Source organism: Micromonospora ferruginea (genome assembly GCF_013694245.2).
GTDB lineage: Bacteria > Actinomycetota > Actinomycetes > Mycobacteriales > Micromonosporaceae > Micromonospora > Micromonospora robiginosa.
In genome coordinates, this window is record NZ_CP059322.2 from 3470560 (window position 1) to 3497018 (window position 26459).

The 26459-nt window shown below is 73.9% G+C and carries 26 protein-coding genes; 13 read left to right on the forward strand and 13 right to left on the reverse strand.

From position 1 onward, the window contains the following. Window positions 1–32: 32 nt before the first annotated feature. Window positions 33–1307: a cryptochrome/photolyase family protein gene (locus tag H1D33_RS14785; protein WP_246411355.1), complete on the reverse strand. Its 1275-nt coding sequence runs from the start codon at window positions 1305–1307 to the stop codon at window positions 33–35. A 28-nt stretch (window positions 1308–1335) separates the two neighbouring features. Then, complete coding sequence (locus tag H1D33_RS14790) at window positions 1336–1908, reverse strand: winged helix-turn-helix domain-containing protein (protein WP_181567513.1); 573 nt, start codon at window positions 1906–1908, stop codon at window positions 1336–1338. Between the two features lie 257 nt (window positions 1909–2165). Here H1D33_RS14790 and H1D33_RS14795 point away from each other — a divergent pair, with 257 nt between their 5' ends. Next, window positions 2166–6557, forward strand: a complete 4392-nt coding sequence (locus tag H1D33_RS14795; protein WP_307755189.1) for a S8 family serine peptidase — start codon at window positions 2166–2168, stop codon at window positions 6555–6557. A gap of 763 nt (window positions 6558–7320) precedes the next feature. Here H1D33_RS14795 and H1D33_RS14800 read toward each other — a convergent pair. The 3 genes from H1D33_RS14800 to H1D33_RS14810 form a co-directional block, all read right to left on the reverse strand. After that, complete coding sequence (locus H1D33_RS14800; RefSeq protein WP_307755190.1) at window positions 7321–7860, reverse strand: winged helix-turn-helix domain-containing protein; 540 nt, start codon at window positions 7858–7860, stop codon at window positions 7321–7323. A gap of 255 nt (window positions 7861–8115) precedes the next feature. Further along, window positions 8116–9057 (reverse strand): hypothetical protein, encoded by a 942-nt coding sequence (locus H1D33_RS14805; RefSeq protein WP_181567512.1) that lies wholly within the window; start codon window positions 9055–9057, stop codon window positions 8116–8118. A 286-nt stretch (window positions 9058–9343) separates the two neighbouring features. Next, window positions 9344–10354: a sigma-70 family RNA polymerase sigma factor gene (locus H1D33_RS14810; protein ID WP_181567511.1), complete on the reverse strand. Its 1011-nt coding sequence runs from the start codon at window positions 10352–10354 to the stop codon at window positions 9344–9346. Between the two features lie 127 nt (window positions 10355–10481). Here H1D33_RS14810 and H1D33_RS14815 point away from each other — a divergent pair, with 127 nt between their 5' ends. The 6 genes from H1D33_RS14815 (at window position 10482) to H1D33_RS14840 (ending at window position 17487) form a co-directional block, all read left to right on the forward strand. Beyond that, complete coding sequence (locus H1D33_RS14815) at window positions 10482–11300, forward strand: alpha/beta fold hydrolase (protein WP_181567510.1); 819 nt, start codon at window positions 10482–10484, stop codon at window positions 11298–11300. 42 nt (window positions 11301–11342) lie between these two features. Further along, a complete protein-coding gene (locus H1D33_RS14820) occupies window positions 11343–12227 on the forward strand; it encodes an aminoglycoside phosphotransferase family protein (RefSeq protein ID WP_181567509.1) in 885 nt (294 codons plus the stop codon). 603 nt (window positions 12228–12830) lie between these two features. After that, a complete protein-coding gene (locus tag H1D33_RS14825; RefSeq protein WP_307755191.1) occupies window positions 12831–15944 on the forward strand; it encodes a hypothetical protein in 3114 nt (1037 codons plus the stop codon). Beyond that, window positions 15941–16168 carry a hypothetical protein gene (locus H1D33_RS14830; protein WP_181567508.1) on the forward strand — a complete coding sequence of 76 codons (228 nt, stop codon included), beginning with the start codon at window positions 15941–15943 and terminating at the stop codon, window positions 16166–16168. Before H1D33_RS14825 ends, H1D33_RS14830 begins: the two co-directional genes overlap by 4 nt. Before the next feature lie 104 nt (window positions 16169–16272). Further along, entirely contained in the window at window positions 16273–16815 is a 543-nt protein-coding gene (locus tag H1D33_RS14835; protein WP_181567507.1) for a DUF5565 family protein, read from the forward strand. A gap of 15 nt (window positions 16816–16830) precedes the next feature. Continuing rightward, window positions 16831–17487 carry an HAD family hydrolase gene (locus H1D33_RS14840; protein ID WP_181567506.1) on the forward strand — a complete coding sequence of 219 codons (657 nt, stop codon included), beginning with the start codon at window positions 16831–16833 and terminating at the stop codon, window positions 17485–17487. 8 nt (window positions 17488–17495) lie between these two features. Here H1D33_RS14840 and H1D33_RS14845 read toward each other — a convergent pair whose 3' ends face one another. From H1D33_RS14845 to H1D33_RS14855, 3 genes are all read right to left on the reverse strand, one after another. Further along, window positions 17496–18038: a 2'-5' RNA ligase family protein gene (locus H1D33_RS14845; protein ID WP_181567505.1), complete on the reverse strand. Its 543-nt coding sequence runs from the start codon at window positions 18036–18038 to the stop codon at window positions 17496–17498. Between the two features lie 65 nt (window positions 18039–18103). Continuing rightward, complete coding sequence (gene coaD / locus H1D33_RS14850) at window positions 18104–18526, reverse strand: pantetheine-phosphate adenylyltransferase (protein ID WP_181567504.1); 423 nt, start codon at window positions 18524–18526, stop codon at window positions 18104–18106. A gap of 160 nt (window positions 18527–18686) precedes the next feature. Further along, complete coding sequence (locus H1D33_RS14855) at window positions 18687–19757, reverse strand: FAD-dependent oxidoreductase (RefSeq protein ID WP_349255132.1); 1071 nt, start codon at window positions 19755–19757, stop codon at window positions 18687–18689. Here H1D33_RS14855 and H1D33_RS14860 point away from each other — a divergent pair. Further along, window positions 19745–20641, forward strand: a complete 897-nt coding sequence (locus H1D33_RS14860; RefSeq protein WP_246411346.1) for a LysR family transcriptional regulator — start codon at window positions 19745–19747, stop codon at window positions 20639–20641. The two genes, H1D33_RS14855 and H1D33_RS14860, sit on opposite strands and share 13 nt — an antisense overlap. Before the next feature lie 3 nt (window positions 20642–20644). On the opposite strand, the gene H1D33_RS14865 is transcribed toward H1D33_RS14860, so the two are convergent. Then, window positions 20645–21505, reverse strand: coding sequence for a hypothetical protein (locus H1D33_RS14865; RefSeq protein ID WP_181567502.1), 861 nt, complete (start codon window positions 21503–21505; stop codon window positions 20645–20647). A gap of 43 nt (window positions 21506–21548) precedes the next feature. Continuing rightward, window positions 21549–22163 carry a dihydrofolate reductase family protein gene (locus H1D33_RS14870; RefSeq protein ID WP_181567501.1) on the reverse strand — a complete coding sequence of 205 codons (615 nt, stop codon included), beginning with the start codon at window positions 22161–22163 and terminating at the stop codon, window positions 21549–21551. 197 nt (window positions 22164–22360) lie between these two features. Here H1D33_RS14870 and H1D33_RS14875 point away from each other — a divergent pair, with 197 nt between their 5' ends. Continuing rightward, on the forward strand, window positions 22361–22786 hold the full coding sequence (locus tag H1D33_RS14875; protein WP_181567500.1) for an iron chaperone: 426 nt from the start codon (window positions 22361–22363) through the stop codon (window positions 22784–22786). A gap of 15 nt (window positions 22787–22801) precedes the next feature. Here the strand turns inward: H1D33_RS14875 and H1D33_RS14880 are convergent, their stop codons facing one another. Further along, on the reverse strand, window positions 22802–23542 hold the full coding sequence (locus H1D33_RS14880) for a hypothetical protein (protein WP_246411341.1): 741 nt from the start codon (window positions 23540–23542) through the stop codon (window positions 22802–22804). A gap of 74 nt (window positions 23543–23616) precedes the next feature. Here H1D33_RS14880 and H1D33_RS14885 point away from each other — a divergent pair, with 74 nt between their 5' ends. The 3 genes from H1D33_RS14885 to H1D33_RS14895 are packed head-to-tail and all read left to right on the forward strand — an operon-like array spanning window position 23617 to window position 24741. Next, entirely contained in the window at window positions 23617–23940 is a 324-nt protein-coding gene (locus H1D33_RS14885) for an ArsR/SmtB family transcription factor (protein ID WP_181567499.1), read from the forward strand. Further along, window positions 23937–24407 carry an SRPBCC family protein gene (locus H1D33_RS14890; RefSeq protein ID WP_181567498.1) on the forward strand — a complete coding sequence of 157 codons (471 nt, stop codon included), beginning with the start codon at window positions 23937–23939 and terminating at the stop codon, window positions 24405–24407. The genes H1D33_RS14885 and H1D33_RS14890 overlap by 4 nt, the downstream gene beginning before the upstream one ends. Continuing rightward, a complete protein-coding gene (locus H1D33_RS14895) occupies window positions 24385–24741 on the forward strand; it encodes a nuclear transport factor 2 family protein (protein WP_181567497.1) in 357 nt (118 codons plus the stop codon). Before H1D33_RS14890 ends, H1D33_RS14895 begins: the two co-directional genes overlap by 23 nt. Window positions 24742–24753: 12 nt before the next feature. Here H1D33_RS14895 and H1D33_RS14900 read toward each other — a convergent pair whose 3' ends face one another. Next, window positions 24754–25116 (reverse strand): hypothetical protein, encoded by a 363-nt coding sequence (locus H1D33_RS14900; RefSeq protein ID WP_181567496.1) that lies wholly within the window; start codon window positions 25114–25116, stop codon window positions 24754–24756. A gap of 72 nt (window positions 25117–25188) precedes the next feature. On the opposite strand from H1D33_RS14900, the gene H1D33_RS14905 reads away from it, so the two are divergent. After that, window positions 25189–25767, forward strand: coding sequence for a dihydrofolate reductase family protein (locus H1D33_RS14905; RefSeq protein ID WP_181567495.1), 579 nt, complete (start codon window positions 25189–25191; stop codon window positions 25765–25767). Here H1D33_RS14905 and H1D33_RS14910 read toward each other — a convergent pair. Further along, window positions 25749–26459: a helix-turn-helix domain-containing protein gene (locus tag H1D33_RS14910; RefSeq protein WP_181567494.1), complete on the reverse strand. Its 711-nt coding sequence runs from the start codon at window positions 26457–26459 to the stop codon at window positions 25749–25751. The genes H1D33_RS14905 and H1D33_RS14910 overlap by 19 nt on opposite strands.

The window sequence follows — 26459 nt, forward strand, 5'->3', positions numbered from 1 at the left end:
CGAGGCGCGGGTCGGCCGCGAGGCGCTCGCGGTTACGGTTGCAGGAACGCCTCGAACCCCCCGGTGTACGGGCAGGCGTCGTCGCCGAGCGTCTCCTTCGGCACGTACCGGCAGCCGTCGCAGGGTGCGCCGGTCCGGTCCAGGTGCGCGCCGTCGAACGCCCACGGGTGGGTGTCGATGCGGGCCAGGTCGGCGTACTGGCTCATGCCGATGACGGTGGCGTTCATGACCCAGTCGGTGCCGTCGACGAAGCTGCGCCGGAACCAGTCCGCCAGGTCGGCGGGGCGCCAGCCGCGTTGCAGGCCGTAGTTGCCGAGCACGGTCAGCCGCGCGGTCTGGTGCGCCCACCCGGTGTCCCGCACGCCGGCCAGCACGTCGGCGAGGCAACGCGCCTCCACCGCGTCCGCGTCGAGCCGGTCGAACCACTCGGGCAGCGGCCGGGTCGCGCCGAGCCAGCCGACGCCCCGGTAGCGCGGCGCGAAGTACCAGTAGAGCTGCCACAGGAACTCGCGCCAGCCGAACAGGCCGCGCACGAACCGGTGCACCGCCGCCGGGGGCGCGGTCCCGTCGCGGCCGGCACGCTCGGCGGCCCGGATCGCCGGTTCCGGGTCGAGCAGGCCGAGGTTGAACGAGGACGACAACACGCTGTACGCGAGCCGCGGATCGCCGTCGCCCAGCACGCCCTCGGTGTCGGCGTACGCGGGCAGCCGGTGGTCGAGGAAGTGGGCCAGCCGGGCCCGCGCCTCGGCGTGCGTGGCCGGGTAGCGGCGCGGCGCGTCCCGGCCGACGAACCGGATCCCCTCGTCCTGCCAGCGGTCCAGGTCGCGGCGCACCTGCGCGTCGATGTCGTCCTCCACGACCGGCGGCGGCGCCGGGACCTCGGCCGTCGCCCGCTGGCGGGTCCGGCGTCCGGGCGGCGGCAGGTCCCGCAGCACGCCGTGCCGGTGCCGCGCGTAGCGGTAGAAGTCGGCCATCCGGAGCTGGCCGCGCCGCCGGTCGGCCCAGGCCGCGAAGTCGGCGCGGTCGGTGACGAACCCGCGCGGCGGCAGCACGGCCAGCCCGTCGACGGTACGGGCGAACGCGAGCGCCGCCCGCGACGTCGGGTGCACCACCTCGACCGGCTCGCCGAGTTCCGCGGCCCGGTGCCGCAACGCGGACAGGATCAGGTGCGCCTTCTGCCGGTGCACCGGACGGTGGGCGAACAGCGAGCGGGTCTCCACCAGCAGGACGCGTTGCGCGTCGTCGTCGAGGAAGTGCGGACCCACCTGGTCCGCCAGGAGCCAGCGCCAGCGAGACATGTGGGCCATCTTCCCCCCTCCCCCCGACGGAATTCCGTCAACTTCCGCGCACGCTCGGTCGACGGTGGTCGGTCAGCCGCAGGCCGACGCCGCGTACCGCGACGACGGTGACGCCGGTGCCCAGCTCGTCGAGCTTGCGACGCAGCCGCTTGACCAACGACTGCACGTCGGCGCGGCGACGCGTCGGCGCGTCGTGCCAGACCGCGCGGTGCAGCTCGGCGTAGCCCCACACCCGTACCGGCTCGGTGGTCAGGCAGGTGAGCAGGTCGCGTTCCAGCCGGGTGAGAGCTACCTCCCGCTCTCCCCAGCGCGCGGTGGACCGCGCCGAGTCGATCACCAGCGCGCCGTCGGGCGGCGGGGTGTTAGGCGGGGGCCCCGCCACCTCCGAATGCGTTAACGGGGGCCCCCGCCTAACACCCTCCCCGGGGGCGATCAGTTCGCGCAGCTCGTCCAGGTCGGCGACCAGCAGCAGTGGCGCCACGCCGTCCAGCAGCTCGGTCAGCCGCAGCCGCTCGGCCGGGGACGACGTCACGCCGATGACCAGCGAGAACGGGTGCTCCGCCGGGTCGGTGCCGCCGGCAGAGGCGGTATTCGTGTCGTCGTCCGCCACCGCGCCCCCACCGTGACAATGACTGTCAACCGGGCCCTCGATCGGTAAACCTGTTGGTGACAAGTTGCTCACGTACGGTCATTGATCGCCCATTGGTGTCGATCATAGTGTCCACACAGGTGGCCGGCGTAGACCCGCACGGCGCCTAGGGGGCCTGGGGGGTTCGTTCAAACCGGTGTGACCAGTCGGGAGCGCAGCTCCTGGCCCTTCTGTCCTGGCTCGACCTTTCGCGGGTCATCCTGGAGGAGGCAGCACCGATGCTGAGACGTCCACACCGAAGGGGTACCGCCGGGCGGCTGGTGAGCGCGGGCACCGCCCTGCTGCTCGCCGCGACCGCGCTGGCCGCCACCGGCGCGCCGGCGCAGGCCGGCACCGGCGCCGGCGCGTCGGCCGGCGACAAGATCCGTCCCGAGGTCACCCGCCAGCTCCAGGGCAAGAGCGAAGGCGACTTCTGGATCCACTTCGCCGACCGGGCCGACCTGGGCAAGGTCACGGCGGTCAAGGACTGGAACGAGCGGGGCGCCGCGGTCGCCGCGACGCTGCGCAAGACCGCCGCCGACAGCCAGGCGAAGATCCGCGCCGAGCTGGACCGCTCGGGTACGACGTACCAGACGTTCTGGGCCACCAACGCCATCAAGGTCACCGGCGGTTCGCTGACCATGGCGCAGAACTTCGCCGCCCACGCCGAGGTCGACGGCATCTACGCGCCGGTCGCCTACGAGCTGCCGAAGACCGTCCCCGGCACCAACGAGAAGTCGACGAACGCCCTGGAGTGGGGCATCGCCAACATCAACGCCGACGACGTCTGGTCCCAGTACGGCGTCAAGGGCGCAGGCATCACCGTGGCCAGCATCGACAGCGGCGTCCAGTACGACCACCCGGCGCTGGTGAACTCCTACCGCGGCAACAACGGCGACGGCACGTTCGACCACAACTACAACTGGTTCGACGCGGCCGGCGAGTGCGCCACCGCGCCGTGCGACTCCGACGGGCACGGCACCCACACCATGGGCACCATGGCCGGCTCGGACGGCGCCAACCAGATCGGTGTCGCCCCCGAGGTCAAGTGGATCGCCGCGAACGGGTGCTGCCCGACCGACGCCGCGCTGATCTCCTCCGGGCAGTGGATGCTGGAGCCCACCGACCTGAACGGGCAGAACCCGGACGCCAGCAAGCGGCCCAACATCATCAACAACTCGTGGGGCACCACGGCGCCGTCCAACGAGCCGTTCATGGAGGACGTCACCAACGCCTGGACCGCCTCCGGCATCTTCGGCGTCTGGTCCAACGGCAACAACGGCCCGTCCTGCCAGACCAGCGGCTCACCGGGCAGCCTGGCCAGCAACTACTCGGCCGGCGCGTACGACATCAACAACAACATCGCCAGCTTCTCCTCCCGGGGCACCGGGCAGAACGGCGAGATCAAGCCGAACATCTCGGCGCCCGGCGTGAACGTCCGCTCCAGCGTGCCGAACAACTCGTACGCCAGCATCAGCGGCACCTCGATGGCGGCGCCGCACCTGGCCGGCGCGATCGCGCTGCTCTGGTCCGCGGCGCCCACCCTGGTCGGCGATGTCGCGGCCACCCGCGCGCTGCTCGACAACGCGGCGGTCGACAAGGCCGACACCCAGTGCGGGGGCACCACCGACGACAACAACGTCTACGGCGAGGGCCGCCTCGACGCGCTCGCGCTGGTCACCGCCGCCCCGATCGGCGACAACGGCACGCTGGCCGGCAAGGTCACCGACGCGGCCGGCGCCCCGATCGCCGGCGCGACCGTCACCCTGACCGGCGCGGCGGACCGCACGCTGACCACCGGCGCCGACGGCACGTACTCCTCGCTGCTGCCCGCCGGCGACTACCAGGTCGTCGTCTCCGCCTTCGGGTACGCGACCCGGACGCTGACCGCGACCGTCACCAAGAACACCACCACCACGCTCGACGTCACGCTCACCGCGGTCGCGAGCGTCACGGTCAGCGGCCAGGTCACCGACGGCTCCGGCCACGGCTGGCCGCTGTACGCGAAGGTGAGCGTCGAGGGCACGCCGATCTCCGACTACACCACGCCCGCCACCGGCCGCTACAGCCTGAAGCTGCCGGCCGGGGCGACCTACCGGCTCAAGGTCGAGCCGCAGTACGCCGGCTACCTGACCGTCACCAAGGAGGTCACGGTCGGCACCGGCAACCTCACCGCGAACATCGCGGTGCCGGCGAACCCGGAGGCGTGCACCACGGCGCCCGGCTACACCACCAGCTCCGACGGCGTCTACGAGACGTTCGACGGCACCGGCGTGCCGGACGGCTGGTCCGTGGTGGACAACGCCGGCACCGGCCAGGTGTGGGAGTTCGACGACAAGGGCGAGCGCGGCAACCTGACCGGCGGCAGCGGCCACTTCGCCATCATCGACAGCGACAACTACGGCAGCGGCGGTAAGCAGGACACGTCGCTGGTCAGCCCGGTGGTCGACCTGACCGGGGTGAGCACCCCGGTGATCCGGTTCAACCAGGACTACAACTGGCTGAACAGCGACCGCGCGGACGTCGACCTGAGCCTCGACGGCGGCACCACCTGGAGCAACGTGCTCCGGCAGGCCGCCGACGTGCGCAACAAGGTGACCGAGGTGCCGATCCCGCAGGCGGCGAACCAGTCGCAGGTGCGGGTGCGCTTCCACTACTACGAGGCGAGCTGGGAGTGGTGGTGGGAGGTCGACAACGTGCTGATCGGCAGCAAGCTGGTCTGCAAGCCGGTCGACGGCGGCCTGGTGCTCGGCCACGTGCGCGACAAGAACGACAACGGCTACGTCAACGGCGCCACCGTGACCAGCAAGGACCGCCCGGCGGAGAAGGCCACCACGGTCGCCACCCCGGACGACACCGAGCTGCCCGACGGCTTCTACTGGATGTTCTCGTCGCTGACCGGCACGCACCCGTTCACCGCCAGCGCCGCCAACTACGTGAGCCAGACCAAGCAGGTGGACGTCCAGACCGACTGGGCCACCACGGCCACCTTCCAACTGGCCGCCGGCCGGCTGTCGGTGCAGCCGACGTCGCTGACCGGCACGGCCCGGATGCCCAGCGGCAAGGTCAGCAAGACGTTCACGGTGACCAACACCGGTGGGGCCCCGGTCAACGTCGAGTTCGCCGAGCGTGACGGCGGCTTCGTGCTGCAACGCGCGGACGGCTCGCAGCTCTCCGAGCAGGCGCTGCTCGGCTCGACCGGCGCGCCGGCGCAGCGACTGACCGCGCCGACGTCGCTCGCGGCCCGCTCGTCCGGCAAGTCGTCCACCTCGGTGGCGGCGGCCGCGCCGGCCGCGGACCCGTGGACCGCCATCCCGGGCTACCCGGCGAACGTGATGGACAACCGGGTCGTCACCGTCGACGGCAAGGTCTACTCCATCGCCGGCGGCGACGGCACCACGTCCAGCGCGAAGAACTACCGGTACGACCCGGTCGCGCAGTCCTGGTCCGGCATCGCCGACCTGCCCGGCGCCCGGAACGCCGTGACGGCCGGCGTGATCGACGGCAAGATCGTCGTCACCGGCGGCTGGGGCGCCTCCGGTCCGGACGGCGGCACCTGGTCGTACGACCCGGCGGCGAACACCTGGACGCCGAAGGCGGCCAACCCGGCGCCGCGGGCGGCGGCCGGCCAGGCGGTCGCGGGCGGCAAGCTGTACGCGATCGGCGGCTGCACCACGGCCAACTGCCTGCCGATGTCCAACACGGTGGTCCGGTACGACCCGGGCGCGAACACCTGGGAGACCCTGCCGGCCTACCCGAAGTCGGTGGCGTTCCTGTCGTGCGGCGGGGTCGACGGCATCGTCTACTGCACCGGCGGCAACGACGGCACCAACGCGCAGAAGGCCGGCTACGCCTTCGACCCGGGCGCCAACGCCTGGACCGCCATCCCGGACGCGCCGGCCGACAACTGGGCCTCCTCGTACGCGGTGGCCAACGGCAAGCTCCTGGTCGTCGGCGGGTCGCAGGGCGGCGCCATCACCAACGCCGGCTTCGCGTACGACCCGGCGACCGAGTCCTGGGCCAACCTGCCCAACGCCAACGCCCCCCGCTACCGGGGCGGCGCGGCGTGCGGGTTCTACAAGGTCGGCGGCTCGTCGGGCGGCTTCACCGCCACCAAGGACAGCGAGGTCCTGCCCGGCTTCGGCGAGTGCTCCGAGGGCTCGGCCGACGTCAGTTGGCTGACCGTCGACAAGTCGAAGGTCACGCTGGCACCCGGTGAGAAGGTCACCGTGACGGTCGGCATGACGGCCAACGTGGACCAGCCGGGCACCTACTCGGCGTCGGTCGTCATCAAGGAGGACACCCCGTACACGGTGGCCCCGGTCGCGGTCACCATGATCGCGCAGCCGCCGACCACCTGGGGCAAGCTGTCCGGCACGGTCACCGGCCGGAGCTGCCAGGGCGGCACCGCGCCGCTGCCGGGCGCGACGGTCCAGGTCGACTCCTGGGCGAACTCCTACACGTTCACCACGGACGCGGACGGCAAGTACGCCTACTGGATGGACCGGCGCAACAACCCGCTCACCCTGATCGTCGCCAAGGACGGCTGGAAGCCCCAGACCCGCCAGACGAAGATCAGCTCCACCACACCCACCGTGGAGGACTTCACCCTCTCCCCCACCCGCTGCTGACCCAGCGGCCCACCTCAGGCGGCCCGCCCGGTGCTCCCGCACCGAGCGGGCCGCCCCGTCCCCACCCCTCACCCCGTCCCACCCCGCGCACCCCGCCCCGCCCTGCCACCCCTCCCGCCCCGCCCTGCCACGCCCCGTCCTGCCACGCCCCGTCCTGCCCGCCATGCCCAGCCACCCACCCCGCGCACCCCGTCCCGCCCCGCGCACCCCGCCCCGCCCGCTCCGCGCGCCCCGCCCTGCCCCTCCCCGTCCTGCCCGCCATGCCCAGCCCCCACCCCCTCATCCCGTCCCGCCCCGCGCACCCCGCCCTGCCTGCCCTGCCCCGCCCCGCGCGCCCCGCCCTGCCGCCCCATCCCGCCCCGCCGCCCCGCCCTGCCACGCCCCGTCCTGCCCGCCACGCCCCGCCATGCCCGCCCCGCCCCGCCATACCCCGTCGATCTTGCACTTCCTGCCCCGACGAAAGCACCAAATGCCTCATCTCATGGGCACAAACTCCATGATCGACGCGCACCAGGCAGGCACACCTCGTCGATCATGAAGTTAGCGGCGACAAATCGGACCACGCGCACCGCTAACTTCATGATCGACGGGGTGAGGCGGCCGATGCCGTGCCGCACCCACGCTCCACTGCGGTGATCAAGGAGTTTGGGTCGCGTGAGGGCTGGGCGGGGACACAAACTCCTTGATCGCGCTGCGTTCGGCACGCAGGACGGGAGGGGCGAGGGCGGGGCAGGGTGAGGGGCAGGGCAGGGCGGGGGCGGGGTCAGGAGGGGGTTAGGCGGAAGCCGACGCCTCGGACGGCGTGGATGGTGGCGGCGGCGTCGAGGCGGCCCAGCTTGTGCCGGATGCGGCGGACCACCGAGTGCATGTCGGAGCCCCGGCCGAGGTGGTCATTGCCCCAGACCTCGCGGTGCAGCCGGGCATACGTCCACACCTGGCCCGGGGTGCCGGCGAGGCAGACCAGCAGGTCGTGCTCCAGGGGCGTCAGACCGACCTCCCGTTCACGCCAGCGCAACACTCGCCGGTCGGAGTCGACGGCCAGCGCCGGCCGCCGGTCCACCGTCTCGACGTCGGACGCAGCGGCGACGACGTCACCGGCCGCCCCCTCGGCGTCGACACCGGACGGCACCGCGCCGGCATCCCGGGAGGACGTCGGGCGGCGGACCAGGTCGAGGAACCGGCGGGCCTGGTGGGCGCTGGAGACGATCAGGAACGTCTCGGTGCCGCCGAGCAGTTGGGCGAGCTGCCGGCGCTCGGTCGCCGAGGACGCGATGCCGATGACCAAGGACGGGATCGTTGTCATCCGTTCCCACTTTCCGGCAGGCTGGCGCAGCTCCCGGCAATTACCGCGCCCATTTCGGCGTGGCGGTTCGGGCCGTCCACCGTTGCGGTGCGCCGTGGCGCGGCGGGCAGCCTGAAGCAAGCTGGAGCTGCGGATTCGTGAGGCGTCGGGCTGAGCTACCGCGGATCATATAGCCGCACACCGATGATTGGTATAGCAGTTAACGTCGATGTAACTGCGATCGGCAACGTGCGTCGGAGAAATTGCCGGACCGGTTCACAGGGCCGCTCGCAGCGCCCCCATCGACCGGATCGCCGAGCGGATCTCCTGGAGGTACTCGGCCGTGGTCAGCGAGTGCCGGAGGCGCGCGTCCGGCACCGTCGCCGGGTCGAGGCCGACCGTCTCCACCGCGCACCCGTACGGGATGCCGAGCGTCCGGATCGCGTCGGCCTGCTGGAACGGCACGAAGTGCTCGGTGGTGACCAGGAGAACGCTCTGCCCCGCCAGCGCCCCCGCCCCGACCCGGGAGTCGGCCCAGAACGCGCAGGTGTCGGCGGTGTTGGCGCGCCGCGCCGGGTCGGACGAGGGCGCGGCCAGCACGGTGAGCCGGCGTCCGCCCGGTGCCTGGTAGTCGTGGATCAGGGCGGCGGTGTCGAGGTCACCCAGCCGACGCAGACCGGGGAACGCGGCCTGGACCGCGACGTCCATGGCGGCGAACTCGGTGGGGCAGTCGCCGGCGCCGTGTCCCGCCGCCACGGCCCGCTCCGGCGCGGTGGTCGGCCGGATGCTGCCCAGGCCGCACACGGTCCCGCCGGTGACGTGCCGGTCGAGCAGGGTGGCCGCGTACCCGGCCCGGAGCAGGCAGCTACGGACCAGGCCGCCGTGGATCAGGACGTGGTCGTAGCGGTCCCGGCTCGGCGTGGCGCGGTGGCGCAGCCCGAGCGCGCCGGCCGCCGCGCGCACCCGATCGGCCACGTCGGCCGGGAACTCCCGGGGTCGGGCGGTGGCGCGTTCGCCGCCGCGCCGGAAGTCCCAGTGCCGGGCCGAGATCTCCGCCAGCCCGACGAGCACGTCACCGGTCGGCCACTTCTCCTCGAAGCAGTCCACCAGCTCACGCAGGGCGGTCGAGGTCGCCCACCCGGAGATCTCCGCCCGCAGGACCGCCGGATCCCCCTGCGGCTCCCAGCGCGGCAACCCCACCCTGGCGTACGTCGTCATGAGCCTCGCCTTCTCGGCAGCGATGAGATTCGGTCCGTACGCCGGTCTGATCCGCGTGACGATCCTCGTGCTCCGGCTGGCCGGTCCGACGCCGACCCGCGCGGACATCGCGGTCCGCTGCGCCGATCTGGCCGAGGCGTTGCGCGGCCGGGACCGGGGGGTGGTGGTCTGCGACGTCTCCGCGATCGGCCGGCCCGACCTGGTCACGATCGAGACCCTGGCCCGGCTGCGGCTGACCGCCCGGCGGTTCGGCTGGCGGCTGGAGCTGCGCGGCGCGAGCGCTGACCTATGCGACCTGGCCGGCCTGTTCGGGCTGACCGGCGCCCTCCTCCAGCCGGTCCGGCAGGCCGAAGAGGGGGAACAGGCGCTCGGTGTCGAGGAAGTGGTTGAGCGACGTGATCCGGCCGCCGGAGAGCCCGACCACGATCAACGACCAGGGCACGTGGCCTGAGTCGGGGTCGCGCCGGTACTGCCCGAACGCCGGCATGCCGTTGGCCGCCACCGGCACCAGGCGGGAGCCGCGGCAGCCGTTGCCGGTGCCGGTCATCCAGTCGGCGATGTGGTCGGGGCCGCGCAGCCACAGCGGCATCGGCGGCATCGACAGCGTCGCGTCCTCGTGCAGCAGCGCGGTGAGCGCGGTGAGGTCGTACGCCTCGAAGGCGCGCACGTAGCGGGCCAGCAGCGCCTGCTGCTCCTCGTCGAGCGGGCGGCGCACCTCGGCGCCGGTGTCGGCGGCGGCGATCGTGGCCCGGGCCCGTTGCAGCGCGCTGTTCACGCTCGCCACCGACGTGTCGAGCAGGTCCGCGACCTCCTGCGCGGACCAGGCCAGCACCTCGCGCAGGATGAGCACGGCCCGCTGCTTCGGCGGCAGGTGCTGCAACGCGGCGACGAACGCCAGCCGGACGGATTCCCGCCCGGCGACCACCTCGGCCGGGTCGCCGGCCGTGGGCAGCACCCGGTCGTCGGGCACCGGGCCGAGCCAGATCTGCTCCGGGCGCGGCTCACCCGGATGCGTCGCGGTGCCGCTGCCGGCCGGGCCGAGGTCCATCGGCCGGACCCGGCGCTGGGCGCTCGCGGTCATGTTCAGGCAGACGTTCGTCGCGATCCGGTAGAGCCAGGTCCGCAGCGCGGACCGCCCCTCGAACCGGTCGAAGTTGCGCCAGGCCCGGACGAAGGTGTCCTGCACCGCGTCCTCGGCCTCGAAGGCCGAGCCCAGCATCCGGTAGCAGTAGCCGGTCAGCTCCGGCCGGTACGCCTCGAGTTGCGTCTCGACGGGGACGCTCGCCACCTCGCTCACCCTGCCGAAACTAGCCCACCTGCGGCGCGAACGCGAACACCGGCAACCTCCGGTCGCGGGCACCGATGAGTTCGCCGCGTCCGCCCGGTCCATCGTTCGTCACCACGGAACACCGAAGGAGCACCCGATGACCAGCGTCGAGACCAACACCCCGGGGCAGTACGCCGACGTCAACGGCGTCCGCCTCTACGTCGAGACCCACGGCGCCGGCCGGCCGATGATCCTGCTGCACGGCGGCCTGGGCTCCGGTGAGATGTTCGCACCGGTCCTGCCCACCCTGGCCGCCGGGCACCAGGTGATCCTGGTCGACCTGCAGGGGCACGGCCGCACCGCCGACGTGGACCGGCCGATCGACTTCGCGCTGATGGCCGACGACATCGCCGCGCTCATCGACCACCTCGGCCTGGACCGGCCGGACCTGGTCGGCTTCTCCCTGGGCGGCGGGGTGGCCATGCACGTGGCGTTCCGGCACCCGGAGAAGGTGGGCCGGCTGGTCTCCGCGTCGGCCAACATCCGCCGGGACGCCATCTACCCGGAGATGCTGGCGCAGCAGGGCGGGGTCAACGCGGCGGCGGCCGAGTTCATGAAGGACACCCCGATGTACGAGCTGTACCAGCGGGTGGCGCCGCGCCCGGAGGACTTCCCCCGGCTGCTCGACAAGATCGGCGAGGCGATGCGGGTGGACTTCGACTTCACCGAGCAGGTCCGCGGCCTGCGGGTGCCGACGCTGGTGATGGCCGCCGACGCCGACATGGCCCCGCCGAGCCACTACGTGGAGGTCTTCAAGCTGCTCGACGGCGGGCTGCGCGACGGCGGCTGGACCGGTGAGGGCCGGCCGACGGGCGGGCACGCGCTGGCGATCCTGCCCGGCCTGAGCCACTACGACATCGTCGACTCGCCGCTGTTCGCCGCCGCCACACTCGCCTTCCTCGACCAGGGCCGCTGAATTCGGTAGCCGGAACGCCGCGTGCGGTTCTACGGTTTCGCGATGCGTCCGGGAGAAGTCGTCGTCACGGTCCAGCAGGTGCGCACCCTGATCGACGAGCAGTTCCCCGAATGGTCGGCCCTGCCGATCACCCCGCAGCCCTTGACCGGCACGGACAACGCGCTGTTCCGGCTGGGCGACTCCCTGACGGCGCGGCTGCCGCGGGCACCGTGGGCGGTCGACCAGGTGACGACCGACGCGACGTGGCTGCCGCGACTGGCGCCGCACCTTCCGGTGCCGATCCCGGTACCGATCGCTCTCGGTGGCCCGGGCGGGGACTATCCGTGGCCCTGGACGGTCGTGCCCTGGCTGGACGGGCGTAACCCGGAGACCGGGCAGGACCTCGCCGACCTCGCCGTCGACCTCGCCGGCTTCGTCCACGCGATGATCGGAATCGATCCGATGGGCGGTCCGGTGAAGGAGGGGATTCAGCGCGGCGTACCTCTGGCGCAGCGGGACGAGCTGACCCGCCGGTCGATCGCGGCCCTGGGTGACCGGATCGACCGGCGGGCGGTGACCGCAGCGTGGGACGAGGCGACGGCGGTGGACGAGTGGTCCGGACCGCCGGTCTGGCTGCACGGCGACCTCCTGGCCGGCAACCTCCTGGTCGACCGGGGCAGGCTCACCGGGGTGATCGACTTCGGCGCTCTCGGCCGGGGCGATCCGGCGGTCGAGGTGCGGCCGGGCTGGAGCCTGTTCGATGCCCGCGCGCGGGCCGCGTACCGGGAGGCGCTGGGATTCGACGAGGCGACCTGGGTACGCGGGTGGGCCTGGATGCTGTCGGGCTCGCTCTACTGGTTGGCGGACCTGTGGGACTCGATCTCTCCGACCGACCGCGACGACACGCTCCGCCACATCGACCACATCGTGCGTCACCGCCACGACTGACCCGCGGCGCCACTGCCCGCCGCCGGGCGCGGAACGGCCGTTCTTGACCAGCTCGCCGCCGCCGGTCAGGTGAGCCCGCGGGAGCAACGCGCCGTCGGGCGTGCCGTCGACCGGGCCGTCGCCGATCTGCGGGGCGCACCGCGCGGTCGACGCCAGCGCCGTGCCGCCCGCGCCCGCCGGGCTCTTCCAGGGCGTCGGCGGACCCGGCCGGCGCTCCGTGGAGGCCATCGACGCCATCGACCCCGCCTCGGTCGCACTGCGACTACCGCCGCGTACCCCTGCCCTGCGCACCCGCGGAACGATCGACCCGCAGGCACCGTGCCAACCAACCGGGCCCCCCGGCGGTGGAGCGGACGCACACCAGCGGGCCCGGCCGGATCGTGCTGCCGGACGCGGCGCCCGGCCCTTTCCGTCGATCATGGACTTGTGGCACCTCGCAAAGCTCGCCCACGGGGACATCCGAGGCGCCACAACTCCAAGATCGACGAGAAGCGGGGTGGGGGCGGGGCAGGGCGGTTGACACTAGGATGTGAGCGTGGCTCGGGTTGGGCGCTCGCATCGGCTGGTGGCCGCCGTTGTGGTGGTGCTGGTGCTCGGGGCGGGGTGGCCTGGGGGGTCGGCGACGCGTTGGGGCTGAGCCACGCGCCGGCGGACGTGCCGGCCGAGACGGCCGTCGCCGCGCCGCCTCGGGCGCCGGCCCCGGTGCCGCCGCTGGCCTCGATCGTGGTGCCGGACCAGCTTCGCGCGGTCAAGGCCGCCGGGGTCGTCGCCGACGCGCTCGCCGCCCGGGGGCGCCCCCGGCCCACGATCACCCGGGTCGCCACCCCGAACGCGAACCCGGACACCGCCACAACCGGCCCGAACCCGGGCACCGCCACAACCGGCCCGAACCCGGGCACCGCCACAACCGGGCCGAACGGGACCGGGCCGAACGGGAACGGGCGGAACGCGGACGCTGGGAACCTGTCGGCGGTGACCACGCTGCGGGCCGCACTGCGGCCGGGCGGGGCCTCGGACGCGTACCGGATCGACGTGCGCCGGGCGGAGCTGCACGTCACCGGTGACCTGGCCGGTGTCGCGGCCGGGTTCTACCGGCTGGCCGACCGGATCCGCTCGGGCGCCGAGGTGCTGCCGGCGGCGGAGGTCGGCCGGCCGGTCGCGCCCCGGCTGGGGCTGCGGCTGACCGACGCGGGCTCGGTCGGCCGCGAGGCGGACCCGAAGACGTTCGGCGACGACTACCGCCTCAACACCGACGTGGTCACCCCGGCGCTGCTGCCCGACGCGCCCTGGGTGGACGCCGCGGCGGTGGCCGGCATCGACGCGCAGTTCCGGCAGTTCGTCGACCACGCGGCGGCGCAGGGCTACAACGGCGTCGTGCTGCCCGGCTTCCTGGAGTACCTCACGTTCGACGGTGTCGGCGACGGGCACGCGGTCTATCCGGCCGGCGACCCGCACGTGGACCGGGCGCGGGCCCTGGTGGCGGCGTTCGGGCCGGTCTTCCGGTACGCCGACCAGATGGGCCTGAAGGTCTTCCTGCTCACCGACATGCTGGCGATGTCGCCGCCGCTGGAGGCGCACCTGCGTCGCACGGTCGGCGGCCTCGACACGGCCGACCCGAGGCTCTGGGCGGTCTACCGGGCCGGGCTGGCCGAGCTGTTCGCGCGGATGCCGTTCGTCGCCGGCCTGATGGTCCGCGTCGGCGAGGGCGGCGAGGTGTACGCGGGCAGCGGCTGGGACTACACCTCGAAGCTGGCGGTCACCACCGCCGAGGGCGTGCGCGCCATGCTGCGGGCGCTGCTCGACACGGCGGGACCGGCCGGCAAGGAGGTCATCTTCCGGTCCTGGACGGTCGGCGTGGGCGAGGTCGGCGACCTGCACACCAACCCGGAGGCGTACGGGCGGGTGCTCGGCGGGTTCGACGACCCGCACCTCATCGTGTCCACCAAGTACACGCTCGGTGACTTCTACAGCCACCTGCCGTTCAACACCACGCTGTTCGGCGGCGCGCAGCGGCGGATCGTGGAGTTCCAGGCGCGGCGCGAGTTCGAGGGGTTCGGCGCGCTGCCCAACGACCTCGGTCCGCTGCACTCCGCGGCGCTGCGCGCGTTCCTCGCCGCGAACCCGCGGGTGGAGGGCGTGTGGAACTGGACCCAGGACGGCGGGCCGCTGCGCGCCGGCCCGATGTCGCTCTACCTGCGCGCCGGCTTCTGGCAGCTCTACGACCTGAACACGTACGCGGTGGCGCGGCTGGCCTGGGACCCGGACGCCGACCCGGCGCGGATCACGGCGGACTGGGCGTACCGGACGTTCTCCGGTGACCCGGCGACGGTGGCGGCGATCGGGCAGGCCATGGCGCTGTCCCGGGCGGCGGTCACCACCGGCCTCTACGTCGGCCCGTACGCGGACACGTCGGTGCGGGCGCTCGGGCTGGAACCGCCGCCGATGATGTGGATCTTCGAGTGGGACATCCCGACCGGTGACTCGGCGGCGCTGGACAGCATCTACGCGGTGACCGGCGACCGGGTCGACGAGGCGGTCGCCGAGGGCGGCGCGGCGGTCGGGACAGCCCGGCGGATGCGGGCGCTGGTGGCCGGCACCGACCCGGCCACGTGGCGGGACGCCGAGCTGCGGCAGCGCTTCGTCGACACGCTCGACTACCAGGTGGACCTGTTCGAGACGCTGGCCGCCTACCGGAGCATGGTGCTGCGGCACGCGCAGTGGCTGGACACCGGTTCCGCCGACGCGTACGCCGGGTGGCGGTCGGCCGCCGGGGCCTACCGGGAGGCGCGCGACCGGCACCGGCAGCGCTTCGGCGGGGACCTCGACCTGCCGGCGTACCGTTTCACGGCGGCCGACCTGGGCGCGCTGCGGGCGGACCGCGACCCGGCGATGGCCTGGGCGGCGCGGGCGCTGCTGGTGCTGGTGGGCGTGCTGGTGGCGCTGGGCCTGCGCGGGCGCGGGCCGGGCGGCGCGGCGGCGCGGGCGCTGCTGCTCGGCGCGCTGCGCCCGTGGCGGCTGGCCGGGCTGCCGGAGCCGGCGTCGCGGGTGGACCGGATGCTGGTCCGGCTGGCGCCGCTGGCGGTGCTGGTGGCGAGCCGGCTCGTGTTCACCTGGTTCGCCGCGCCCGCGCACCTGCTGGTCACGCTCGGCGGGTGGGCGTTGTTCGCGCTGGTGGCGCGCCTGGCGGTGGGCCGGCGCGACCCGTTCGCGCTGTGGGCGGTCGTCGGCGGGGTGGCGCTGCTGCGCAGCGTGCTGCTGCTGGCGGTGCTGGCCGGGCGCGGTCCGGGCGGCTACTGGTTCGTGTTCTGGACCGCGCCGGCCCGCCGGGCGGTCTACCTGACCGTGGCGGTGGCGGCGTTCTGCTGGTTGTTCGTGGCGACCGCGCTGGTGCTGCGGGACCGCTACGGCGTGACCCGGCGCCGCGCCGCCGGGCTGGTGCTCGCCGCCGCCGGGGTGCCGCTGGCGGTCCTCGCCGGGCTGGTCGCGTGGATCGGCCTCGAACGCGCGTTGACGGTGTGGAACGACCAGATGGCGCTGCTGCCGTGGGGGTTGTCCCGCATCCTCGGCATCACCGTCTACCTGGGCATCCCGGCGGGGCTGCCCGGCTACGCGGCCGGCGTCGGGGTGGCGCTGGTCGCCGCCGGGGCGTTGTTGTCGGTTGGCCGCCGCGTCACCGGGGTACCGATGGGACAGGAACCGGCGAGGAGGACGAGATGACCGACCCCAGGTACGCACCGATCGGGCTGGCCGCCGCCGGGCGGCTGGTCCCCGACGACGGCGGGACCGGCGGTGGTGAGGTCGTCGGCGCGGACGACGCGGCGGCCGACGCCGCCCGGGCCGGCGCCGACGTGGACCTGTCCGACGCCAACCGCGACGACGACGGCACCCCGGTCGGGGCCGCCGATGCCGACGCCGACCGCGAGCGCGCCGCCGACGCGTGACGTGACGGGCCGGGCAGGCCCCTCCGGCCCGGTCTCGGTGGCCAGCGGGCGGGCGCGGCGCAATCCCGTCGCGCCCGCCGGGCCGGCGATGCCACCATGTCGACGTGCGTAAGATCCCGACGTTGTTCCGCCGTGACCCCGACGACCGCCGCCGCGTCCTGCCCGAGGCCACCCCCGAGTGCCGGTGGGTGCTCGACGGCGAGGGCGTCGCCACCCGCAAGTACGACGGCACCTGCCTGCTGCTCGACGAGGACGGCGACTGGTGGGCGCGGCGCGAGGTGAAGCCGGGCAGGACCCACCCGCCGGGCTACCGGCCGGTGATGACCGACGAGGCCACCGGCAAGACCGTGGGCTGGGAGCCGGTCGCCCAGTCGTCGTTCGCGACGTTCCACGCCGAGGCCCTGGCCGCGCACCGGGGCGAGCCGCGGCCCGGCACCTACGAGCTGATCGACCCCAAGGTCAACGGCAACCCCGAGGGGGTACCGGGACACGAGCTGGTCGCGCACGCCGACGCCGAGCGGCTGGACGTGCCCCGCGACCACGACGGCCTGCGCGAGTGGCTGCTGGCCCATGCCGCGTACGAAGGGGTGGTCTGGCACCACCCGGACGGCAGCCGAGCCAAGCTGAAGCGCCGCGACGTCGCCTGATCGGGAGGAACTCACATGATCGAGGCGGTCTTCTTCGACGTCGGCGGGACGATCCTCGACGAGTCCCGCGAGTTCGCCGACTGGGCGGACTGGTTGGGCGTGCCCCGGCACACGTTCTCGGCGGTCTTCGGCGCGGTGATCGCCCGGGGACAGGACTGGCAGGAGGCGTTCCGGACGTTCCGGCCCGACTTCGACCTCGCGACCGAGCTGGAGCGCAGGGCGGCCGCCGGACGGCCGGAGGCGTTCGGCGAGGAGGACCTCCATTCCGACGCGCGGGCGTGCCTGGCCGCCCTGAAGGAGCAGGGCCTGCTCGTCGGCCTGGCCGGCAACCAGCCGGCGCACGCCGAGGCGAGCCTGCGCGCCCTCGACCTGCCGGTCGACGTGATCGGCACGTCGCACGGGTGGGGCGTGGCGAAGCCGGCGCCGGGCTTCTTCGACCGGGTCGTCCAGGCGGGCGGCGGTGATCCGGCCACGATCCTCTACGTGGGCGACCGACCGGACAACGACGCCCATGCGGCCATGACGGCCGGCATGGCCGCGTGCCTGATCCGGCGCGGCCCGTGGGGACACATCCTCGACATGCCGGCCGTGGCCGAGCGGTGCCTGTTCCGCATCGGCTCGCTTGACGAACTCCCGGCCCTGGTCGCGGCGCACAACGCGATCGGACGCTGAGCGCCCGCTCAGTGCTCAGGCGTGCCTTCGACTCCGAGGCGAAACTCGCTCAGGGTGTGCCAGGAGTGGGGCTCCGGCGCACCGACGATGAGCCGGACCGCGTCGACCGCGGCGCGGATCGGCAGATGGCCGGCGACGTCCTCGGCGGCTCGGGCCAGGACGTGCTTCGGCGCGTCATGGCCGACGGTCAGGTGGGGTACGACGTCGGCATGGGCGCCCGCGTACGGCGGAGCCTCGGGAAACCGCCGCCACACCGCCTCGGTGAGGAGGCGGAACCCGTCGTCCGGCTGCGGCGAGAGCCAGAGAACGGTGTCGCCGAACCACTTCACCTCGGCGAAGGTGACGTCGAACCGCGGTGCGGCGGCAAAGATCTCACCCAGGGTGGTGAGCACACGGTCGTCGATCCGCTCCGGGGGCAGGAACGGGTAGAGCACGGTCAGGTGCGCGGGCACTCCCCAACCGGCGGCGGTGTCCAGCTCGGACCGGAGGCGCCTCACGGCCGGTTCGGTCTCGGGGACGGCGACGATCAGCGCGCTCTCCGTCGGCTCCATCGTCACAGCATCCGATCATCGTGCCCGGCCGTCCACCGGTTTCGTGAGCGCGAGAGGCCCGGCGGTCATCCACCCGACGCGCGCGCCACCGTCGACGACACGACGGCCAGTTCGGGCCGCGTGGGCAGGAACACCGTGGCGACGCCCAGCGACTGGTTCATCGCGGCGAGCCGGTGTTCGGCCTGGAGGTCGGTGGTGTTCCGCACGCCCCGGACGATCACCGCGACGTCATGGCGACGGCAGTAGTCGGCGGTGAGCCCACGCCAGGCCGTGACCGTGACGGTGGTCCAGCCGGCCGGCAGGACGGCACGGACGGCGGTCGCCCGCTTCTCCTCGTCGGCGTCCGGCTGCTTGTCGCCGTTCACCGCGACGAGCACGACCACCTCGTCGAACAGGGCGCGTGCCCGGTCCACCACGTCCAGGTGCCCGGGCGTGACCGGGTCGAAGCTGCCGGGATAGACGGCCCGCACGCGATCGTCGATGCCCATTGCCCGACTGTAGGCGCCGGCCCCGGGGTGAGTCGTCTGTGCCATCAGGTCGAAAGGCACTGCGGAGGCCCGTCGGCCGGAGGCCAGCTCCGCTCCAGCGGTTCGTCGCTTGGACGGCTCGCGAGTCGCGCCCTGCGCCCCGGCAGCCGCCGCCGAGGTGTTAGCCGGCCAGGGCCAGATTCGCGACCTCGGCCGCGCAGCCCCAGGACAGCGTCACCCCTGCCCCGCCGTGGCCGTAGGCGTGCACCAGTCGCCCGCCGCCGGGGTCCCTCTCGACCCGGGGCCCGCCGTGCCGGGCCGGCCGCAGCCCGATCCGCTCCCCCAGCACCGGCGCGCCGGCCAACCGTGGCACCAGGGCGACGCACCGGCGGTGGATCGCCGCCGCCGTCTGCGGGTCGGGGCGGGTGTGCGCCACGCCCGGCTGGTAGGTGCCGCCGAGCACCACGTCGTGGCGGCGCGGGTGCACGTAGGTGATGCCGGCCGGGTCGTCCTCGTCGCGCACCGACACGGTGAGGCCGGGGTTCGCCACCAGCAGGACGTGCCCGCGCGCCGGGTACACGGCCGGGTCCGCGGCCAGGTGGCCGGCGGCCAGGCCGGTGGCGTTGACCACGGTCGGCGCGATCGCGTACGCCTCGGCGAGCGTGCGCAGCCGGCGGCGGACGACCTGCCCGCCACCGGCCTCCACCTGCCGGTGCAGCCAGGTCAGGTAGCGGTTCATCTCCACGGTCGGCGCGGTGAACCGCAGCAGCGCCGACCGGGGCGCGTCGGCCGGCTCGGCCACCAGGTCGCCGCACGCGTCGGCCCACCACGGCGGCCCGGTGTACGGGCGGCGCAGCCACATCCGGGTGGGCCGGTCGACCACCCCGGGCACGCCGTCCGCGGCCTGGCGACGCAGCTCGGCGTGCGTGTCCCGGGCCCAGCGCAGCACCCGCGGGTCGGCGTCGGTGTGGCTCGGGTACCAGACCGCGGCGGCCACCGTGGACACGATGTCCGCCGGGTCGTCGGCGGTCAGCACGGTGACCCGCGCGCCGCGCCGCTGGAGGGTGACCGCCGTCGTCATGCCGATCACTCCCCCGCCGACCACCACCACGTCCGCTGTCGTCATGGCCCGCTCCCGCCACTCGTACCGTCGATGTGCTGCCGATGGTGACCGCCCGGCGGTGGCGCCGTCCAAGACGGATCGGCGAGTCGGCGATAAGCGGCGCTTATGATGGCGGCATGGTGGAGGCACCGGGCGCCTGGTCGGACCTGCGCCGGCTGCGCTCCTTCGCGGTGCTCGCCGAGGAGCTGCACTTCACCCGCGCGGCCGCCCGCCTGCACATCGCCCAGCCCGCGCTCAGTCAGCAGATCCGGGCGCTGGAACGCCAGCTCGGCGCGCCGCTCGTGCACCGCACCAGCCGGGGCTGCACGCTGACCGAGGTCGGGGCTCGGGTCGCCGAGGAGGCGGCGCGGCTGCTCGCCGAGGTGGACGCCGCGACCGCGCGGATCCGGGACCTGGTGCGGGGGCGGGGCGGCCGGCTGCGGCTGGCGTACACCCGCTCGGCGCGCGGCGGGCGGGTGGACGCGCTGATCGGCCGGTTCCGGGCCGCCCACCCCGGCGTCGAGGTGGTCTCCGAGACGGCCTGGACCGCGCCGAACGTGGCCGGGCTGCTCGCCGGCCGGCTGGACGCGGCGTTCGTCCGGCCGCCGGTGGACGAGCCGGCGCTGGCCTGCCGCACGGTCGACACCGAGGAGCTGCTGCTGGCACTGCCGGCGGGTCATCCGCTCGCCGCCGGCCGGCGCCGGATCGGCCGGGCCGAGGTGGTCGACCTGCCGGCGGTGATGTGGCCCCGGGAGAACGGGCCGGGCATGTTCGACCGGACCATCGCCCAGGTGTGGCCGCGCGGCGGGTTCCGGCTGGTCCGGCAGGAGCCGGACGACGAGCAGTTGCTGCGCGCGGTGGCGCAGGGCGACGTGGTCGCGGCCGTGCCGGCGGGTCGGGCCCGGGCGTTGCGGCTGCCGGGCGTACGGCTGCGCCGGTTCACCGCGCCGACGCCCACCGTGGACGTCGGGCTGGCCTGGCCGGTCGACAGCACCAACCCGGCGCTGCACGCGCTGCTGGCCCTACTCGACTGAGCGCTATCCGGCCACCGGGGCGGGCACCGCCGGCTCGGCGCGGTCGGCCCCGGTGAGCCCCGCGAAGAGCAGCAGGTACGCGGTCAGCTCCACCGCCACGGTGAGCGCCGGCACCGGCTGCGGCATCGCCGTCGTAGGCGTGATGGCGTACCAGGCGAACAGCGCCGTCCCGTCGCCGACGGACCACGACAGCGGCACCGCTTCGATGCCCGCGTCGATCAGCCGCAGCGCGACCAGCGCCAGTGCCGCCGCGCCGGCCGCGGCGAGCCGCCGGCCCCGCCCGGCCAGCAGCGCGGCGAGGGCGAGCGCGGCCACCGCGAGGGCGAGCGCCGGCAGCACCGCGAGAACCATCGCGCTCGTCACGTCCGTCAGGTCGGGGCCGCTCGGGTACGGGCGGTCCTCGGCGACCAGGTCGCGCCGGATGTCGACGACCCGGACGACGGCGTACCCGACGACCGGCAACGCCGCCAGCGCGGCGAGCACCGCCGGTCGGCGCCGGGCGCGACCCCGGAACCCGACCAGCAGGAGAACGGTCGCGACCAGCATCGCCCCGCCGGCGCTGAGGCTCGCCTCGACGCCGGCCGTGACGTCGATCGGCTCGGTCCCGTCGAGGAACCGCCAGCCGGAGCCCTCGCCGCCCGGGGCCGCCGGCATGGTGCGGATCGCGTCGACCAGCAGCACGGCCAGCGCCGCCGGCACCGGCCAGCGCGGCCACGGCAGCCCACCGGCCAGCGCGTACGCGAGAAGCAACGCCAGGCTCAGCACCTCCGCGCCCCGCCACACCGGGTGGGCCACCAGGACCCCGGCGGCGTGCAGCGCGGCGCACACCGTCGCGGCGATCAGGAGCAACGGGCGACGAGGCACGCCGCGCATCCTGTCACGGGACGCGCGCCCGCGGTTGCCCCCGTCAGTTTCCGGCCGGCACCTGGTCCTTGACGTCGTCGTAGCCGACCGCGCCCGGTGCCTCGGCCGGCGTGTAGATCACCCGGATCACGCCGGTCGGGTACGCCTCCGTCGCGGCGACCCGCAGGTGGTACGGCGCGTCACCCTCGTCGAACAGCTTGCGGCCCTTGCGCGCGGCCACCGGGTGCACCAGCAACCGCAGCTCGTCGACGAGGCCGGCGGCGAGCAACTGCTGCACCACCGAGATCGACCCGGGGATGAGGATGCCCTTGACGCCCGGGTCGGCCCTGAGGGCCGCGACCGCATCGACGAGGTCGCCCTGGATCAGCTCGGAGTTGCGCCAGGTGAACTCCGGCGACCGCCGCGACGCGACGACCTTGCGCATGTCGCCGAGCTGCTTGGCGAACGGCGCGTCCTCACCACCGGCGGCCTCCCGGTCGGGCCACGCGCCGGCGAAGCTGTCGTACGTCTCCCGGCCGATCAGCAGCACGTCGGCGGCGTCGTAGTCCTCGGTCACCGCGCGGCCCATGTTGTCGTCGAAGTAGGGGAAGTGCCAGTCCGGGTCGATCTCGGCGACGCCGTCGGCCGAGATGAACAGCGTGGAGATGACCTTCGCCATCGCGGTGCTCCTTCACGTCAGGTGATGTCGGCGGGTAGACCGCCGCAGCATGCCAAACTCATCGCCCGGCGAGGGGGTGACCCGCCGACGACGGCGACCTGGTCAGGAATCGAGAAGCGGTCGGCGCTGGTCCGGCCATAGCGTTCATCCTGAGCGGGCGGCACCACGCCGGCCGCCGGTGACGAGGGGGAACCGAGATGAGCGAGGGCTTCAGCGCCGAGGAACGCGCCGCGATGAAGGAGCGCGCGGCCGAGCTGCGCAACGAGGGGAAGAAGGGCGCGAAGAAGGCCGACGACCTCCAGGCGGTCCTGGACCGGATCGCGCAGATGGCGCCGGACGACCGCGAGCTGGCCGAGCGCGTACACGTCACGATCACCGGCAACGCGCCGGAGCTGTCGCCGAAGACGTGGTACGGCATGCCCGCCTACGCGAACGCGGCCGGCAAGATCGTGGTCTTCTTCCAGGACTCGGGGAAGTTCAACTACCGCTACTCGACTGTGGGTTTCCAGGACGCGGCCAACCTCGACGACGGCGACATGTGGGCGGCGTCGTACGCGCTGCTGCGGTGGAGTCCCGAGGTGGAGAAGAAGCTCGCGGAGCTGGTGCGCGCGGCGGTGTCCTGAGTCCCGGTGCCCGGCTCACCGCTGCCAGGAGTCGAGGCCGCGGACGGCGGCCCGGGCGAAGTCGTCGGCGAGGTCGGGGTTGTTGCTGGTGCCCTCCCAGCCCTGGTCGTGCACGACGGTGACCGCGCCGGCCACCTTGACCACGGTGATCTGGCTGGTGGCCTTGCCGCCGACCGGGGTGCCGTCCAGGCCGGTCGCCGGTCGGGTCAGGGTGACCAGCAGGGCGTCGTCGCCGGTGCCGGCGAGCGGCTGCGAGCGGACGGTGACCGTGTTGCCCGCGTCGGAGAAGGAGCGGCAGGGCTCCAGCGCGGCGCGGACCCGGCGCAGGTAGTCCCCGGCGCCGGCGCCGGCGAACGCGAAGACGGTCTGGTGGAGCGTGCCGAAGGGGACGTTCTCCGGCGGGTCCTTCGGCGTCTTGTAGATGCTGGCCATCGCGGCGGCGGCGGTGGACCGTCCGCCGGTGGCGAACTCCTCGGCGCACAGCTTCGGCAGGGCGTCGGCGACCTGCATCGACTGCGGGGCGCTCTTGCGCAGCTCGGCGGGCAGGTCGACGAAGGCGGACTTCGGGATGGTCACCGGCCCGCCGGTCGACGGTGACGCCGACGGCGTGCCGGCGCTCGTGGACGCCGCGCCCGGCGTGGCGGTCGCGCCCTGGCCCTGGTCGGTCCCGCCGTGGGTGCACGCGCCGGCCAGCAGCGCGGTGGTGAGCAACGGCAGGCCCAGCAGCCTGCGGTGGCGTCGGGTCGGTCCGTTCACGTCGATCTCCGTCCGGTGATCCGCATCTGCAAACAACTGCTTGTGCAAAGGTGCGCTTTCATTAAGATGGCGTCATGCCCGATCTCGACCTCGCCTTCGCCGCGCTCGGCGACCCGGTCCGCCGCGCCCTGGTGACCCGCCTCGCCCGGGGCGAGGCCACCGTCGGCGAGCTGGCCGAGCCGTTCGACCTCACCCCGCAGGCGATCTCCCATCACGTCGGCGTGCTGCGGCGCTGCGGGCTGGTCGAGCAGCGCCGCGAGGGCACCCGCCGACCCTGCCGGCTCCGGGCCGACCAGCTCGCGCTGCTCGGCACCTGGATCGACGAGCAACGCCGGGCCTGGCACGACCGGCTCGACGCGCTCGATGAGCACCTTACCGACGAGGACCCGGCCCGGTGAGCGCCCGCGCCGAGCTGCACGGCGACGAACTGGTCGCCCGACGCCACCTGCCCGCCACGCCCGCGCGGGTCTGGGCCGCCTTCACCACACCGGCGGGGGTCGCCGCGTTCTGGGGCGGCTCGCACGCGACCGTGCCGCCCGGGTCGGTGACCGTCGACCTGCGCGCCGGCGGCGAGTTCGCGCTCGACACCCGTGCGCCGGACGGCGCGACCCGCCGGCTGCGCTTCGTCTACGTCCACGTCGACCCACCCCGCGAGCTGGTGTTCGACGAGCCGGTCACCGGCGTGCGCACGACCGTGACACTGCGCCCCACCGCCGACGGCACGGACCTGACCGTCCACCAGCGACGACTTCCGCCCGCGCTCCGGACCGCCAGGGCGGCCGGCGGCCTCGCCTCGATCCTCGACGCCCTGGCCGACCACCTCGACCACGAAGGAGACAGCCATGCCCCGAGCGACCCAGCGTGACCTGGTCGACGAATACTTCGCCGGCTTCCGGACCGGCGACCACCCGCGCATCCTGGCCACCCTGACCGAGGACGTCGAGTGGGTGATCCACGGCCACCGGACCACCCGGGGCCGGGCCGAGTTCGACGGCGAGATCGAGAACCCCGACTTCTCCGGCAGCCCCCGGCTCGACGTCGAGCGGGTGCACGAGGCCGGCCCGGTGGTGGTGGTCACCGGCGAGGGCGGCGGGACCAGCGTCGCGCACGGGCCGTTCCGCTTCGCCTTCAACGACCTGTTCACGTTCCGCGACGGGTTGATCGCCCGCGTCGACTCCTACGTGGTCCCGCTGCCGTGAACCGGCCGGCGATCAGTGACAGGTGACGAGCACCTCGACCGCGAGGCAGCAGGACGCCGTGAGCGCCAGCAGCACGGCTGCCGCCGCCCGCAGCGTGATCTCCACCGGTTGCCGGTGACGCCAGGCCACCGGCAGGGCCTGCTCCACCACGACCGCGGCCAGCCAGCCGAGAAGCAGCAGCACGAACACGAGGTCCAGGCGTGCGTCGCCGAAGGAACTCGCGTTTCCGTTCCCGCCGTGGTTGGGACACTCCCGACTGTCGACGATCGGGCGCAGGATCAGCAGCGCCACCACGATGACGACCGCCCCGCCGCCCAGCGCCCAGAATCCGCCGAACCGGGTGGACCTCCCGGCGGGTGGACCGTCACGCGTCACGTCGGGATCCTGGCACACGAGGTGTCGTTTCCGTACAAGACAGCGGTCGGGCCAGTTCCTAGCATGGCCCTCATGCGTGATCTTGTGTACACGGGTTTCATGTCGCTCGACGGCGTGGTCGACTCCCCCGGTGGCGGGCCGGGCGAGGAGCACCGCAGCGGCGGCTGGGTGGTCAAGGACATCGAGTTCCTCCCGGAGGCGTTCTCGCTCAAGGGCGAGGAACTGGCGGAGACGTCGGCGTTGCTGTTCGGCCGGCGCAGCTACCAGGCGTTCGCGCCGGCCTGGCGGGACTCCGACGACCATGCCGCCTATCGGGAGCTGCCGAAGTACGTGGTCTCGACCGGCCTGGCCGAGGACGACCTCGTGGACGGCTGGGGCCCGACGACGGTGCTGCGCTCGACCGACGACGTGGCCGCGCTCAAGCGGGGCGAGGGTGGCGCGATCTTCGTGCACGGCAGCGCGGAACTCGCCCGGCGGCTGTCGGACGCCGGCCTGATCGACCGCTACCACCTGCTCGTCTTCCCGGTGCTGCTGGGCGCGGGGAAGAGCCTGTTCAGCGCCGCGGACCGGGACAAGCAGTCGCTGCGGCTGCGCGAGTCCGAGTCCTATCCCAACGGGGTGCTGAAGGTGATCTACGACGTGGTCCGCTGACCCAGGTCCAGGGCGATCGCCCCGTGCGCGCCCGCGCGCAGTTGTCCGGCCGTGCGTCCGACGTACCGGCGCAGCGCGCGGGCCAGGTGCGGCTCGTCGACGTACGCGAGCCGGGCGACCACGTCGGCGACCGGGTCACCGGCGGCCAGCAGCGCGGCGGCCTCGCGTACGCGTTCGATCTGCCGCACGGCGCCCTGGGTGAGCCCGGTCGTGGTGCGGAACCGGCGCTGGACGGTGCGGGCCGCCGCGTGCGGGCGGTGGCCCCGGCGGAGGTCGGTGACCAGCGGGTCGCGGACCACGGTCCCGGCCCGGACGAGTCGGTCGACGAGGGCCTCGGCGTCGTCCGGGCCGGGTGTCTCCCACCGGTCGCCGGCGAGCCGGAACGTCCGCGTGGTGGCGTCGGGCAGGTCGGCGCCACGGTCGACCAGGGCCGGCGTGGGCAGCATCCGCAGCGACGTGCCCACCGCGAACTCGATGCCGACGAAGGTCGCGCCCTCGGGCACCGGCGCGACGGCCGCGCCGGTCTCGGGTCCGGAGACGCTCGCGTAGGGCCGCCCGTCGCGCTGCCAGAACACCAGGCCCCAGCAGGGCGTCGCCACCGAGGTCATCTCGGTGACCCGGTCGCTCGCGCAGGTCCACACCGTGTCGACCCAGGGCGAGTCGGACGCGCGCGTGCTGAACCGCAGTTCCAC

Excerpts from the sequence above, each read along its gene's own strand:
- H1D33_RS14795 (WP_307755189.1), top strand. The coding sequence starts at position 2,166 with ATGCTGAGACGTCCACACCGAAGGGGTACCGCCGGGCGGCTGGTGAGC.
- H1D33_RS14860 (WP_246411346.1), top strand. The coding sequence starts at position 19,745 with ATGGTGGAGGCACCGGGCGCCTGGTCGGACCTGCGCCGGCTGCGCTCC.
- H1D33_RS14870 (WP_181567501.1), bottom strand. The coding sequence starts at position 22,163 with ATGGCGAAGGTCATCTCCACGCTGTTCATCTCGGCCGACGGCGTCGCC.
- H1D33_RS14885 (WP_181567499.1), top strand. The coding sequence starts at position 23,617 with ATGCCCGATCTCGACCTCGCCTTCGCCGCGCTCGGCGACCCGGTCCGC.
- H1D33_RS14805 (WP_181567512.1), bottom strand. The coding sequence starts at position 9,057 with ATGACGACGTACGCCAGGGTGGGGTTGCCGCGCTGGGAGCCGCAGGGG.
- H1D33_RS14905 (WP_181567495.1), top strand. The coding sequence starts at position 25,189 with ATGCGTGATCTTGTGTACACGGGTTTCATGTCGCTCGACGGCGTGGTC.
- H1D33_RS14820 (WP_181567509.1), top strand. The coding sequence starts at position 11,343 with ATGCGTCCGGGAGAAGTCGTCGTCACGGTCCAGCAGGTGCGCACCCTG.
- H1D33_RS14845 (WP_181567505.1), bottom strand. The coding sequence starts at position 18,038 with ATGGAGCCGACGGAGAGCGCGCTGATCGTCGCCGTCCCCGAGACCGAA.
- H1D33_RS14815 (WP_181567510.1), top strand. The coding sequence starts at position 10,482 with ATGACCAGCGTCGAGACCAACACCCCGGGGCAGTACGCCGACGTCAAC.
- H1D33_RS14875 (WP_181567500.1), top strand. The coding sequence starts at position 22,361 with ATGAGCGAGGGCTTCAGCGCCGAGGAACGCGCCGCGATGAAGGAGCGC.
- H1D33_RS14895 (WP_181567497.1), top strand. The coding sequence starts at position 24,385 with ATGCCCCGAGCGACCCAGCGTGACCTGGTCGACGAATACTTCGCCGGC.
- H1D33_RS14830 (WP_181567508.1), top strand. The coding sequence starts at position 15,941 with ATGACCGACCCCAGGTACGCACCGATCGGGCTGGCCGCCGCCGGGCGG.
- coaD (WP_181567504.1), bottom strand. The coding sequence starts at position 18,526 with ATGGGCATCGACGATCGCGTGCGGGCCGTCTATCCCGGCAGCTTCGAC.
- H1D33_RS14785 (WP_246411355.1), bottom strand. The coding sequence starts at position 1,307 with ATGGCCCACATGTCTCGCTGGCGCTGGCTCCTGGCGGACCAGGTGGGT.
- H1D33_RS14840 (WP_181567506.1), top strand. The coding sequence starts at position 16,831 with ATGATCGAGGCGGTCTTCTTCGACGTCGGCGGGACGATCCTCGACGAG.
- H1D33_RS14800 (WP_307755190.1), bottom strand. The coding sequence starts at position 7,860 with ATGACAACGATCCCGTCCTTGGTCATCGGCATCGCGTCCTCGGCGACC.